Origin of the sequence: Micromonospora sp. LA-10, from assembly GCF_051853095.1 — a bacterium.
In the GTDB taxonomy this organism is placed as follows: domain Bacteria; phylum Actinomycetota; class Actinomycetes; order Mycobacteriales; family Micromonosporaceae; genus Micromonospora; species Micromonospora echinospora_A.
This window is the reverse complement of sequence record NZ_CP195710.1, coordinates 1,110,774-1,124,585: the sequence shown is the minus strand read 5'-3', so window position 1 is coordinate 1,124,585 and position 13,812 is coordinate 1,110,774. Positions and strand designations below refer to the sequence as shown.

The window sequence follows — 13,812 nt, the reverse complement described above, 5'->3', positions numbered from 1 at the left end:
CGCTCAGATCCAGCCGCGCCGGGCGGCCTGGAACGCCAGTCCGGGCCGGGTGTCCACCCCGGCGGCGGCCATCAGGTCGGCCAGCCGTCGCTGCACGGTACGCCGGCTCACCCCGAGCTGGGAGGCGATCGACTTGTCCGGCACCCCGGCCACGAACAGCGACAGCAGCCGCGCCTCGTCGCCGTCGGGCTGGTAGCCGGTCGCGGCACGGTCGGTGGACGGGCCGATCGGCGTCGCCATCAGCCAGTGGCTCTCGAAGAGCGCGACCAGCGCGTCCAGTAGCTGGCTGCGGCCGATCACCGCCGCGGTGGGCTCACCGCCGTCGCGGTCGGGCACCAGCGGGCAGATCGCGGTGCGACCGTCCACCACGGCCAGTCGTACCGGCAGCCGGTCGAGCACCCGGGCCTGCTCCCCGGCGTGTACGCCCCGCTCCACGTCGGCCAGCGCGCCCGGCTCCAGCAGCATCGCCCGTTCGTAGATGGCCCGGTAGCGCACGCCCCGGGCGAGCGCGTCGAACTCCTCGACGTTCTCCGGTCCGGGCATCGCCAGCGGATTCGCCCGGCAGAACCAGAGCACCTCGTCGCGCGCGCCGTTCTGCAGCTCGCGCAGCCGTTCGCGCAACGCCCGCGCGCCGGTGACCACCTCCACCAGGTGCGCGGCGTCGTGGCGGCGCATCCCGGCCCGGTAGTCCTCGGCGAGCTGGGTCACAGCGGCGCGGGCGGACTCCAGCGCGGACTGGCGGCGCAGCAGCGCCTCGCCGAGCGGCACGTCGGGCGCGAGCGGCCGCAGCGGCGCGTCCGGCTCCGGCCCGGTCGGCAGCACGAGACCCTTGTCCCGCAACGTGTCCAGCCGCGCGGCGACCTCCGCGCGGGGTTGCCCGAGCCGCTGCGCGAGCTCACCGACGCGGGCCGTGTTCGCGCGTACCAGGCTGCGGTAGAGCTCCTCCTCGTCCGCGGTCAGGCCGATCTCCTCCAACACGGGGCTGAACTGTACGGGTGCCCGCGCCCCGCCCGGCCGGCTGGTCAACTGTCACAGGGCGGGGCTACTGTCGGGTGCTGTGCTGGAAGAGCTGCGCATCACCGGACTGGGCGTCATCGAGGACACCACGCTGCCGCTGGCCGCGGGGATGAACGTCATCACCGGCGAGACCGGCGCCGGGAAGACCATGGTGGTCACCGGCCTCGGCCTGCTCTTCGGCGGCCGCGCCGACGCCGGCCGGGTGCGCGCCCAGCCGGGCCGCGCGGTGGTGGAGGGCCGGCTGCGCCTGGGCGGGCGGGTGGCCGAGTCGGTGCACGCCCGCATCGTCGATGCCGGCGGCGAGCCCGACGAGGACGGTTCGCTGCTGCTCAGCCGCACCGTGACCATCGAGGGGCGCTCCCGCGCGCACCTGGGCGGCCGGGCCATGCCGGTGTCCACGCTCGGCGAGGTCGGCGAACAGGTGCTCGCCGTGCACGGCCAGTCCGACCAGCTGCGGCTGCTGCGCCCGGCCGAGCAGCGGGCCTCGCTCGACCGGTTCGCCGGCCCCGAGCACGAGAAGCTGCTCGACGCGCTGCGCGAGACGTACGCCCGGTGGCGCACCGTCGTCGACGACCTGGCCGACCGGCGGCGCAACGCGCGCGAGCGCAACCAGGAGGCCGACCTGCTGCGGCTGGGCCTGGACGAGATCACCCGGGTCGACCCGCAGCCGGGGGAGGACGACGAGCTGAAGGCGGAGGCGCAGCGGCTGGAGCACGCCGAGGGGCTGCGCGCCGCGGCGCAGGTCGCGCAGCAGTGCGTGGCCGGCGGCGTCGAGGCGGCCGACGAGACGCCGGACGCCGCCGCGCTGCTCGGCACCGCGCGGCGCACGCTCGAGGCGCAGGCCGGCACCGACCCGGCGCTGGGCGAGCTGGCGGCCCGGCTGGAGGAGGCCGCCACGCTGGTCACCGACGTGGCCGCGGAGCTGTCCAGCTACCTGGCCGCGCTGGACGCCGACCCGGCCCGCCTGCAGACCGTCTACGAGCGGCGGGCCGCGTTGCGCGGGCTCACCCGCAAGTACGCCGACGACGTCGACGGCGTGGTCGCCTGGGCCGAGCGGGCCCGGACGCGGCTGTCCGATCTGGACACCTCCGACGAGCTGCTGGACGAGCTGGACCGCGAGGCGACCCGGCTCGCCGGTGAGGTGGCCGACCTCGCCGGCCGGGTCTCGGCGTCCCGGCGGGAGGCTGCGGTCCGCTTCGCCGAGGAGGTCACCGTCGAGCTGGCCGGGCTGGCCATGCCGCACGCCCGCATCGAGGTGGCGGTGCTGCCCCGCCCGGCGGGCCGGTCCGAGCCGAGCCTGCCGGTCAACGGCGTCGAGACCGGCGTCGGCGCGGACGGCGCCGACGAGGTGGAGCTGCGGCTGCTGGCCCACCCGGGCGCGCCGGCGCTGCCGTTGCAGAAGGGCGCCTCCGGCGGCGAGCTGTCCCGGGTGATGCTCGCCATCGAGGTGGTCTTCGCCGGTTCCGGCGGCCCGCCCACGCTGGTGTTCGACGAGGTCGACGCGGGTGTCGGCGGCCAGGCCGCGGTGGAGATCGGCCGCCGGCTGGCCCGGTTGGCCCGCAGCCACCAGGTGCTCGTGGTCACCCACCTGCCGCAGGTCGCCGCGTTCGCCGACCGGCACCTGGTGGTGGCCAAGGACACCGGGGGAGCGGTCACCACGAGCGGGGTGCGTGTGGTGGAGGACACCGAGCGCGCCCGGGAACTGGCCCGGATGCTCGCCGGTTTGCCGGACTCGGATCTGGGTATCGCCCATGCCGAGGAGCTCCTGGCCGTGGCGGCCAAGGAAAGGCGTCCGTGATACCCCGATTGTGAGCGCAAGCACACCGGGGCGGGTTCCGGTGTGCTTCCCTGGGTAGGCGGCCCTGCTCAGGCATGTCGCGACAGCAAAACCTGCCTCACATGCCAGGATGGTCACGATGCGTCTACCCATACTGCGCCGGAGCCGGAACCCGGAGCCGGGCTCCATCGTCGGCACCGCGCGCCTCGACCGCCGGACGAAACGGCTGGTCGGGCGGCTGCGTCCCGGCGACATCGCGGTCATCGACCACGTCGACCTCGACCGGGTGGCGGCCGACTCGCTCGTCGCGGTGGGCGTGGCGGCGGTGCTCAACGCCAAGCCGTCGGTCTCCGGGCGCTACCCCAACCTCGGCCCGGAGGTGCTGATCTCGGCGGGCATCCCGCTGCTGGACGACCTCGGCGAGAGCGTCTTCGAGCAGGTCCGCGAGGGCGACCGGGTCCGCATCGAGGGCAACACGGTCTTCGTCGGCGAGGAGCCGGTCGCGCACGGCACGTTGCAGGACGCCGAGACAGTGGCCAAGGCGATGGCCGACGCCCGGGAGGGCCTGTCGGTGCAGTTGGAGGCGTTCGCCGCCAACACGATGGACTACCTGCGCCAGGAACGCGACCTGCTGCTCGACGGCGTCGGCGTACCGGAGATCCAGACCCAGATCCAGGGCCGGCACTGCCTGATCGTGGTGCGCGGCTACGACTACAAGGCCGACCTGGACGTGCTGCGCCCGTACATCCGGGAGTTCAAGCCGGTGCTGATCGGCGTCGACGGCGGGGCGGACGCGCTCGTCGAGGCGGGCTACACCCCGGACATGATCATCGGGGACATGGACTCGGTCACCGACGACGTGCTGCGCTGCGGCGCCGAGGTGATCGTGCACGCCTACCCGGACGGACGGGCGCCGGGACTGGCCCGGGTCAACGGCCTCGGCGTACCGGCGATCACCTTCCCGGCGGCGGCGACGAGCGAGGATCTCGCCATGCTGCTGGCCGACGAGAAGGGCGCCTCGCTGCTGGTGGCCGTCGGCACCCACGCCACCCTGGTGGAGTTCCTGGACAAGGGGCGCGGCGGCATGGCGTCGACGTTCCTGACCCGCCTGAAGGTGGGCGGCAAGCTGGTCGACGCCAAGGGCGTCAGCCGGCTCTACCGGCAGAGCATCTCCGGGTCGTCGCTGCTGCTGCTGGTCCTGTCGGCGGTGGCCGCGATGGCCTCCGCGGTGGCGGTCTCCACCGTCGGGAAGGCGTATTTGGGCGTGGTCTCCGAATGGTGGGACAATTTCGTGTTCCAGCTCGGCCAGCTCTTCTAGCTCCCCCGACGATCAAGAGGCTGCAAGCGTGATCAACTTTCGCTACCACGTGGTGTCCCTGACCGCGGTCTTCCTGGCGCTGGCGATCGGCCTGGTGGTCGGCACGGCCGCCCTCAACGGACCGGTCGCCGACTCGCTCCGGGAGAACGTCAACGGTCTGCGCAAGGACAACTCGCTGATGCGCCAGACGGTCAACAGCATGCAGAAGCAGCTGGAGACCGAGGAGGACTTCGCCGCCGAGATGGCCCAGCTGGTCCTGCCCGGCAAGCTGACCGGCCGCCGGGTGCTGGTGCTCACCATGCCCAGCGGCCGCGACCAGGCCGAGGGCGTGACGAAGATGCTCCAGACCGCCGGGGCCGACGTCACCGGCCGCATCGACGTCCAGGACAAGTTCGTCAACCCGGACAGCAACAACAACCTGCTGGAGCTGGCCGTCACCGCCGCCCGGCCGAACAGCGCCTCCAGCGCCAACCTGCCCGGCAACGGGCACGGCGTGGAGACCTCCAGCGCGCTGCTGGCAAACGTCCTGGTCGACCGCCCCGCCGGTAGCCCGCCGGTCAGCGAGGCCGACCGGCGCGCCGTGCTGGAGCACTACGCGACCGCCGGTTACCTCACCCCTGCGGACAAGATCTCCACCGCCGCCGAGGCCGTGGTGATGGTCACCGGCCAGCCGTACGTGGACAAGGACTCGGCGAAGAAGGACGAGTCGGTGGTGAAGATCGCCGAACAGTTCGACCAGGCCGGGGCGCTCGTGGTCGCCGGCATGGGCTCGACCGGCGGAAACCTCGTCTCCGTGGTGCGCGGCGACCCGGTGCTGGCGCAGACGATCTCCACCGTCGACAACGCCAACACCGTGCAGGGCCAGCTCGTCACCAGCCTCGCGCTGGCGCAGCAGCTCACCGAGAAGAAGACCGGCCAGTACGGCGTGGGCGACAACGCCGCCGCCCGGGTGCCTACACTGCCCCGGTGACCGCCCGGGCCGCCCGGTCCGTGCCGTGTCGCGTTCGAAGTCCGGATCGAGGAGGTCCCGTGAGACTGGGTCGGCTGCTCGCCGTGGGGGCCGGGGTGCTGGCCGCCCGCTACACGCTGCGCCAGACGCGTACGTCGCCGGGCGGGCCGGCGCTGGAGCGCACCAACTACCGGGGCCGCACCGTGACCCTGGCCGCCGGTCCGGCCCTGGCCGTGGGCGCGGCGGCCGGTGGCGCGCTGGGCGCAGGCAGCGCACCGGCCGGCGCCGCCGCGCTCGTCGCCGGGCTCGGCGCGGGCGCTGTCGGCCTCTACGACGACGTGGTCGGCGCGCGCCCCGAACAGAAGGCCGCCAAGGGCTTCGCCGGGCACCTCGCCGCGCTGCGCGAGGGCCAGATCACCGCCGGGATGGTGAAGGTCGCCGGGGTGGGCGTGGCCGGGCTCGGCGCCGCGGCGCTGCTCGCCGCCGACCGGCGGGTCGCCGCGCACCCCCGCCGCCTGCGCGCCGGGGCGTTCGGCCGCGGGCTCGACGTGCTGCTCGGCGCCGGCGTGGTGGCCGGCACCGCCAACCTGGTCAACCTGCTCGACCTGCGGCCCGGCCGGGCGCTGAAGTCCGGCATGCTGCTCGGCGCGCCATTGACCACCGGCCCGTACGGCGGCATCGCGGCGGGCGCCGTGGGCGCGTCGGCCGCGCTGGTCGGCGACGACCTGGGCGAACGGGTGATGGTCGGCGACAGCGGCGCCAACGCGCTCGGCGCGCTGCTCGGGGTGAGCATCGCCGCGCGTACCGGGCCGCTGGGCCGCGCCGGCGTGCTGGCCGTGCTCGCCGCGCTCACCGCCGCCAGCGAGAAGGTCAGCTTCACCCAGGTCATCGCGTCCACGCCGGGGCTGCGGCACCTCGACGAACTGGGCCGGCTGCCCGACTGACGTGACGAAACCGGCACCTCTCGCCGCCGCCGGCCGCGTCGCCGGGGCGGCCGCCCTCATCGCCGTCCTCACCGTGGTCAGCCGGCTCGCCGGCTTCGGCCGTACCGCCGTGTTCACCTGGACGCTGTCCACCAGCGACCTCGGCGGCGCCTACCTGGTGGCCAACTACGTCCCGAACTTCATCTTCGAGATCGTCGCGGGCGGTGCGCTCGCCAGTCTCGTCGTACCGCTGCTGGCCGGCGCGGTCGAGGCGGGTGACCGGCGCGCGGTGGCCGCCACCACCGGCGCGCTGCTGACCTGGACGCTGACGCTGCTGGTGCCGCTGGCGGTGCTGGTGGCGGTCTTCGCCGACCCGCTGCCGGGCCTGATCGGAGACGGCCTCAGCGAGGCGCAGCAGGCGTCCGGGGCCCGGATGCTGCGCGTCTTCGCGCCGCAGTTGCCGCTCTACGGCGTGGGCATCGTGCTCACCGGGGTGCTCCAGGCGCACCGCCGGTTCGCCTGGCCGGTCATCGCGCCGCTGCTGTCCAGCATCACCGTGATCGGCGTCTACCTCGCCTTCACCGCGACCGAGGGACGGCTGGCCACGATCGGCGAGGCCGGGCGCGGCGGCGAGCTGCTGCTGTCCGCCGGCACCACGCTCGGCGTGGTGGTGCTCTCGCTGTCGCTGCTGATCCCGCTGCGCCGGCTGAGGCTGCGGATCCGGCCGGGCTACCGGTTCCCGGCCGACGCCCGGGCCCGGGTCGGCGGCCTGGCCGTCGCCGGGGTGGTCACCGTCGCCGCCCAGCAGATCGCCCTGGTGGTCGCGCTCAACCAGGTCACGTACGGCCGGACCGCCGACGTCGGCGTCTACAACCTGGCCCAGACCGTCTACTTCCTGCCCTGGGCGGTGCTGGCGGTGCCGCTGGCGGTGGCCGCGTACCCGACGCTCGTCGCGGCCCGGGCCGGCGGCGACGAACGGGCCTACCGGGAGACGCTCGCCCCGGCGGTACGCGGCGTGGTGCTGTTCAGCCTGCTCGGCGCCGCCGCGCTCGTCGGCACCGCGATCCCGGTCGGGCACTTCTTCTTCGCCGACCCGCTCGACGCGCGCACCGCCGCGGCCGGGATCGCCGGATTCGCGCCCGGCCTGCTCGGCTACGGCCTGTTCGCGGTGCTGACCCGCGCCCTGTACGCGCGCGGCGAGACCCGCGCGGCCACCGTCGCCACCGCGCTGGGCTGGCTCAGCGTGCCCGCGTTCGCCGTGCTGTTCGCCCAGGCGCTGCCGCTGACCGACCGGGTCCTTGCGGTGACGCTGGCGTCCTCCGCCGGCATGGTGCTGCTCGGCGCGCTGCTGATCGCCGCCGTACGGCGTGCCGCCGGGCCCGAGGCGCTCGCCGGCATCGGGCGGGCCGGCGCCGCCGGGCTGCTGGCCGCCGTCGTCGCCGGAGCCGGCGGGGCGGCCGTCGCGGCGGGACTCGCCGGGCTCGGCGACGGCACCCCGACGACACCGTGGGCCCTCGCGCAGGGCATGCTGTCCGGGGTCGTGGTCGGTGTCCTGTTCCTCGCCGTCGCCTGGCTGACCGACGCCCGCGACCTGCGGCCGCTGCTCGCGGCCGTGACCCGCCGGCTGTGCCGGCGACGCCCGGCCGGCGGGAACGACGGCCCGCCGGCGCAGCAGCACCCCGGCGAGCGGGGCGACGGAAAGGAGACCGTTTCCTCATGACGGACGCCTCGCCCGCACCGCGCTGGCCCGGGTCGGTGGCCCTGGTACTCGCCTCCAGCACCGGCGGGGTCGGGCAGCACGTGCGCTCGGTCGTCGGAGGACTCACCGAGGCCGGAGCGTCGGTGCTGGTGTGCGGACCGGCCGCCACCGAGGAGCAGTTCGGCTTCACCGGCGTCGGCGCCCGGTTCACGCCCGTGGAGATCCCGGCCAGCCCCACGCCGGGCGACGCGCGCGCGGTCACCGCGCTGCGCCGGGCGCTCGCCGACACACCCGTCGACGTGGTGCACGCGCACGGGCTGCGCGCCGGCCTGGTCGCCGCGCTCGCCCGCCCTGCCGCGCCGCTCGTCGTCACCTGGCACAACGCGGTCCTCGCCACCGGGCTGCGCGGCGTGGCGTCCCGGCTGGTCGAGCGGATCGTCGCCCGCGCCGTCCGGGTCGCCCTGGGCGCCTCCGCCGACCTGGTCGAGCGCGCCGCCGCGCTGGGCGCCGCCGATGCCCGCCTGGCTCCGGTCGCCGCGCCCACGCTGCCCGCGCCGCGCCGCCGCCGCGCCGCCGTCCGCGCCGAGTTCGGCGTCACCGCCGACCGCCCGCTGATCCTCTCGGTGGGCCGGCTGCACCCGCAGAAGCGGTACGACGTGCTCATCGACGCCGCCGCCCGCTGGCGCACCCGTACCCCCGCCCCGGCCGTGGTGATCGCCGGCAGCGGGCCCGCGTACCTGCCACTGGCGGCCCGGATCTCGGCCGCCCGCGCGCCGGTCACGCTGCTCGGGCACCGCACCGACGTGGCGGACCTGCTGGCCGGCGCCGACCTCGCGGTGGTGACCAGCGACTGGGAGGCCCGGCAGTTGTTCGCGCAGGAAGCGCTGCGCGCCGGCGTACCGCTCGTCGCGACCGCCGTCGGCGGGCTGCCGGAGCTGGTCGGCGACGGCGCCGTGCTGGTGCCGCCCGGGGACGTCGACGCCGTCGACGCGGCCGTGCGCGACCTGCTCGACGACCCGGCCCGCCGGGCCGAGCTGGGCCGCCGGGGCGCCGCCCGCGCCGCGACCTGGCCCACCGAGGCGGACACCGTGGCCGCCCTCGCCGACCTCTACGCCGAGCTGACACCCCAGCACTCCGCCGGGAACCGCTGATGCTGCGCCGACTGACCCCGGTCCTGCTGACCCTGGTCGTGGTGGCGCTGGGCATCACCGCGCTGGCCGCCCGGCCGGACGACGGCGCGCAACGGCCCGGCGCTGACTTCGTGGTCCTCGTCGGCGCGGCCGGCCTGCGCTGGGACGACGTCGACCCGGAGAACACGCCGACGCTGTGGCGGATGGCCGAGCAGGGCGCGATCGGGTCCCTGTCGGTGCGTTCCGCGCACCGGCCCACCTGCCCGGTCGACGGCTGGCTCACACTCGGCGCCGGGAACTTCGCCGCCTGGCCCGGCACCCGTCCGGGCGGTGGCTGCCCGGCCACCGGCGTGACAGTGGAACGGCCCGACGGCATCGGCGCGAACCTGCCCGACCAGCCGAGCGTCGTCGCGCACAACCAGGAACAGCTCGCCTGGGGTGCCAGGCCCGGCGCGCTGGCCGAGTCGGTGCGCTGCTCGGTGGCCGTGGGGCCGGGCGCCGCGGTGGCCGCCGCCCGCCCGTTCGGCCGCGTCGACAGGTACGCGCCCACGCTGCCCGAGAACGCGGCGGAACTGCTCGGCTCGTGCGTGCTGAGCATCGTCGACGTCGGCACCGTGGACGACGACGACCCGGCCGTACGGGCCGCCCAGGCGCGGCAGGCCGACGCCCGGCTCGCCCGGGTGCTCGCCGCGCGCCCGCCGCGCTCGCTGGTGCTGGTCGCGGGCGTCTCCGACACCGACTCCCCGGCGCGGCTGCACGTCGCGATCGCCGACGGCCCCGGCTGGACGGGTGGCTGGCTGACCTCGCCGAGCACCGCCCGCTCCGGCTACCTGCAACTGGTCGACCTGGCCCCGACGGTGCTCGCCGTGCTCGACCGTCCGGCCCCGGAACGGGCCTTCGTCGGCCGGCCCGCGGTGATCGTCGACGACCGGCCCGACGACCTGCGGGCCGCGATCGAGGCGCCGGCCGACGCGGACCGGGAGGCCGCCGCCCAACGGCGCGTCGCCGGCTGGTTCTTCACGCTGCTCGCCGCCGCGCAGCTGGCCCTCGCGATAGCGGTGCTGCCGCTGCTGCGCCGGGCCCGCCGGCACGCCGGGCCGCACGGGCCCGAACCGGTGTCCCGGCGCGTCGTGGCGGTGGTGGAGCTGCTGCTGATCGCCGCCGCGCTCGCCGTGCCCGCGGCGCTGCTGGCCGACGCCGTGCCCTGGTGGCGCGGCAGCCACGCCGGCCTGTGGTACGCCTCGGTGACCGCGCTGCTCGTCGTCGGCGGCACCGCCCTGGTCCGGTTCAGCCCCGGGCACGAACGCACACTCGGCCCGCTCGGCGCGGTCGCCGGGCTGGCCGCGCTCGTGGTCGGCGTGGACGTGCTCACCGGCTCCCGGTTGCAGCTCAACGGCGTGGTCGGCTACTCCGCGCTGGAGGGCGGCCGGTACGCCGGGCTCGGCACCGTCGGGCTGGGCGTGTTCGTCGCCGGGTCACTGCTGTGCGGCGGCTGGCTCGCCCAGCGGTTCCGCAAGGGCTGGCGGCCGACGGTGATGGTGGCCGTCGGCGGACTCGCAGTGGTGATCGTCGGCAGCCCGTACCTGGGCGCCGACTCGATCGGCGCGATCGCGCTCACCGCCGGGGTCAGCGTCGCGGCCGCCATCTGCACCGGCGGCTGGCTCACCGTGAGCCGGCTGGCCTGGGCCACCATGGCCGCGCTCGCGGTCACCATCGGCTTCGCCCTGGTCGACCTGGGCCGACCCGCCGAGGAGCGGGGGAGCCTGGGCCGGTTCCTGGCCGCGCTCGGCGACGGCACCGGCGGGCTCACCGTGCACCGCTCCGGCGACTCCAACATCCAGACGCTGGTGAACAGCCCGCTCACCGTGCTGGCCCTGGCCGGGGCGGCGCTGGTCTGGCTGGCGCTGCTCCAGCCGTGGGGCGGGCTGATGCGGCTGTTCGGCATCTACCCGGCCATCCGGGCGGCGATGGCCGGCACCGCCGTGGCCGTCGGGCTGGGCGGCGTGCTGGGCGGCTCGGCGCTGGACGTGGCCGGCGCGGCGGCGGCGCTCGTGGTGCCCATGGCGGCCCTGTCGGCCCTGCGGGTGCTCGACCACTCCACCGACCGCACGTTGCCCGACAGCGGCCGTCCTGGCGGCGAGGGCGGCGCGGTCCCGCCGGGCGGCCCGGACGGCTCCTCCCGCGGCGGCGCCGCCGCCGACGGCCCGGCCGGCGACGGTGCCGAGGGCGGTCGGTCGGCGGGCAAGGGCCCGGCTGGCGATGGTGCGGGTGGCGGTCGGTCGGTGGGCGAGGGCCTGGCCGGGGACGGCGCTGTTGGCGGTCGGTCGGCCGACGGCTCGGCCGGAGATGGTGCGGGCGATCCGGGGGAGGCCGGGGAGCCGGCCGACCCGGACGAGCAGGACTCCTCAGGCACGGAGGAGCCGGACGGGTCGCGTGCCGCCGGGACGGCCCGCGGGGTGCGGGTGCCCGCACAGCCGGCCCCGGCATCCTCAGAGATCCCCGCCGGCTGAGCCGGACCCTGCGTGCTGCCCGCCAGGTCTGCCCGCCTCGCCAGTTCGGGGAGGTGGCGGGGTCGGGGCCCGGTGGATGGCGCCAGATCGGCGAGGTGGTGTCGATCAACGGCCTGGAGGGGCAGTGTGTCGCCGGGATGGCCCGCGGGGTGTGGGTGCCCGCACAGCCGGCTGGCGGCGGCCTCGGAGATCCCCGCTCGCTGACCCGGTCCGGGTGCTGCCCGCCAGGTGTGGCCGCCTCGCCAGTTCGGGGAGGTGGCGGGGTCGGGGCCCGGTGGATGGCGCCAGATCGGCGAGCCGGTGTCGATCAAGGTCCCAGACGGGCCGCGCGTCGCCGGGACGGCCCGCGGGGCGCGGGTTCCCGCACAGCCGGCCGGCGGCGTCCTCGGAGATCCCTGCCCGCTGAGCCGGTCCGCGTGCTGCCCGCCAGGTCTGCCGCCAGATCGGGGAGGTGGCGGGGTCAAGGCCCGGGGGATGGCGCCACATCGGCGAGGTGGTGTCGATCAAGGCCCCGGACCCGTGCCGGACCCGTGCCGGACCCGTCCTGGAAGAACCCGCGCGAGCGCCGGGAGAAGGCCGGCACCGGCCTCACGTGCGCCGACAGCGGGTGCGACGCCGGCTCACGGTCCGGATGGTGTTACCGTGGAATCCCGTGGATCGCGTGATCACTTGTCTGATCGGCACGGCGGTTCGCACGACCGCTACGGACGACACGGGAGCAGGCCTTGGCCCCAACAGCACGGACGACCAGGCACATTTTCGTCACCGGGGGCGTCGCCTCCTCGCTGGGTAAGGGCCTCACCGCCTCCAGCCTCGGCAGTCTGCTGACCGCGCGCGGACTGCGCGTGGTGATGCAGAAGCTCGACCCGTACCTGAACGTCGACCCCGGCACGATGAACCCGTTCCAGCACGGCGAGGTCTTCGTCACCGAGGACGGCGCCGAGACGGACCTCGACGTCGGCCACTACGAGCGGTTCCTCGACCGGGACCTCTCCGGCAAGGCGAACGTCACCACCGGCCAGATCTACTCGGCGGTGATCGCCAAGGAGCGGCGCGGGGAGTACCTCGGCGACACGGTTCAGGTCATCCCGCACATCACCAACGAGATCAAGGCCCGGATCCGCGGCATGGCCGACCCGGACGCCGACGGCCAGGTGCCCGACGTGGTGATCACCGAGGTCGGCGGCACGGTCGGCGACATCGAGTCGCTGCCGTTCCTGGAGTCGATCCGGCAGATCCGCCACGACCTGGGCCGGGACAACTGCTTCTACCTGCACGTGTCGCTGGTGCCGTACCTGGCGCCGTCGGGCGAGCTGAAGACCAAGCCGACCCAGCACTCGGTGGCGCAGCTGCGCAGCATCGGCATCCAGCCCGACGCGCTGGTGCTGCGCTGCGACCGGGAGATCCCGGACAAGGTCAAGGAGAAGCTGTCGCTGTACTGCGACGTCGACCGGGAGGCGGTCACCGCCGCGCCGGACGCGCCGAGCATCTACGACATCCCGAAGGTGCTGCACCGTGAGGGCCTCGACGCGTACGTGGTGCGCCGGCTCGGCCTGTCGTTCCGCGACGTCGACTGGACCCGCTGGGACGACCTTCTGGAGCGGGTGCACCAGCCGCGGCACACGATCACGGTCGCGCTCGTCGGCAAGTATGTCGACCTGCCCGACGCGTACCTGTCGGTCAGCGAGGCGATCCGGGCGGCCGGGTTCGGCCACCGCGCCCGGGTGAAGCTCAAGTGGGTGCCGAGCGACGACTGCGTCACAGCGGCCGGCGCGGCGGCCGCCCTGTCCGGCGTCGACGGCATCGTGATCCCCGGCGGCTTCGGCGTACGCGGCATCGAGGGCAAGGTCGGCACCGCCCGGTACGCGCGGGAGAACGGCATCCCGCTGCTCGGCCTCTGCCTCGGCCTGCAGTGCATGACCATCGAGGTGGCCCGCCACCTGGCCAACCTCGACGGGGCGAACTCGCTGGAGTTCGACGAGGAGGCGGTGCACCCGGTCATCGCCACCATGGCCGACCAGGAGGACATCGTGGCCGGCCGCGGTGACCTGGGCGGCACCATGCGGCTCGGGGCGTACCCGGCGAAGCTGGCCGAGGGGTCGATCGTCGCCGAGGCGTACGGCAGCACCGAGGTCAGCGAGCGGCACCGCCACCGGTACGAGGTGAACAACGCCTACCGGGACCAGCTCACCAAGGCCGGGCTGACCATCTCCGGCACCTCGCCGGACGGGCGGCTCGTGGAGTTCGTCGAGCTGGACCGCAACCTGCACCCGTTCTTCGTGGCCACCCAGGCGCACCCGGAGCTCAAGAGCCGCCCCACCCGCCCGCACCCGCTGTTCGCCGCGTTCGTCGGCGCCGCCGTGGCGTACTCGCAGGCCGACCAGCTGCCGGTGGACCTGGACGGCGCGGCGAAGAAGGCCGGCCGCGGCGGTGGCGCGAAGGCGACCGCGAAGTGAGCGGGCGGACCGCGCGGGCGCGCCGGGAGGCGG

Annotated in this window: 9 protein-coding genes; 8 read left to right on the top strand and 1 reads right to left on the bottom strand. The window is 75.4% G+C overall.

The features are described from left to right. Nucleotides 1–3: 3 nt before the first annotated feature. On the bottom strand, nucleotides 4–978 hold the full coding sequence (locus ACSDG8_RS05265; RefSeq protein ID WP_210890666.1) for a helix-turn-helix domain-containing protein: 975 nt from the start codon (nucleotides 976–978) through the stop codon (nucleotides 4–6). Between the two features lie 79 nt (nucleotides 979–1,057). On the opposite strand from ACSDG8_RS05265, the gene recN reads away from it, so the two are divergent. The 8 genes from recN (at nucleotide 1,058) to ACSDG8_RS05225 (ending at nucleotide 13,779) form a co-directional block, all read left to right on the top strand. Next, complete coding sequence (gene recN, locus ACSDG8_RS05260) at nucleotides 1,058–2,815, top strand: DNA repair protein RecN (RefSeq protein WP_210890668.1); 1,758 nt, start codon at nucleotides 1,058–1,060, stop codon at nucleotides 2,813–2,815. Between the two features lie 118 nt (nucleotides 2,816–2,933). After that, entirely contained in the window at nucleotides 2,934–4,112 is a 1,179-nt protein-coding gene (gene steA / locus ACSDG8_RS05255) for a putative cytokinetic ring protein SteA (RefSeq protein WP_210890670.1), read from the top strand. Nucleotides 4,113–4,140: 28 nt separating this feature from the next. Then, nucleotides 4,141–5,082 carry a copper transporter gene (locus ACSDG8_RS05250; RefSeq protein WP_210942733.1) on the top strand — a complete coding sequence of 314 codons (942 nt, stop codon included), beginning with the start codon at nucleotides 4,141–4,143 and terminating at the stop codon, nucleotides 5,080–5,082. 59 nt (nucleotides 5,083–5,141) lie between these two features. Next, the gene (locus tag ACSDG8_RS05245; protein ID WP_210890674.1) at nucleotides 5,142–6,005 is read left to right on the top strand and encodes a hypothetical protein; all 864 of its coding nucleotides are present in this window, start codon (nucleotides 5,142–5,144) and stop codon (nucleotides 6,003–6,005) included. A 1-nt stretch (nucleotide 6,006) separates the two neighbouring features. Then, on the top strand, nucleotides 6,007–7,704 hold the full coding sequence (gene murJ, locus ACSDG8_RS05240; RefSeq protein ID WP_210942732.1) for a murein biosynthesis integral membrane protein MurJ: 1,698 nt from the start codon (nucleotides 6,007–6,009) through the stop codon (nucleotides 7,702–7,704). Next, on the top strand, nucleotides 7,701–8,834 hold the full coding sequence (locus ACSDG8_RS05235; RefSeq protein WP_210942731.1) for a glycosyltransferase family 4 protein: 1,134 nt from the start codon (nucleotides 7,701–7,703) through the stop codon (nucleotides 8,832–8,834). The genes murJ and ACSDG8_RS05235 overlap by 4 nt, the downstream gene beginning before the upstream one ends. Continuing rightward, nucleotides 8,834–11,323 (top strand): hypothetical protein, encoded by a 2,490-nt coding sequence (locus ACSDG8_RS05230; RefSeq protein WP_210942730.1) that lies wholly within the window; start codon nucleotides 8,834–8,836, stop codon nucleotides 11,321–11,323. The genes ACSDG8_RS05235 and ACSDG8_RS05230 overlap by 1 nt, the downstream gene beginning before the upstream one ends. 725 nt (nucleotides 11,324–12,048) lie before the next feature. Then, nucleotides 12,049–13,779, top strand: a complete 1,731-nt coding sequence (locus tag ACSDG8_RS05225; protein WP_210942729.1) for a CTP synthase — start codon at nucleotides 12,049–12,051, stop codon at nucleotides 13,777–13,779. Nucleotides 13,780–13,812 lie beyond the last annotated feature (33 nt).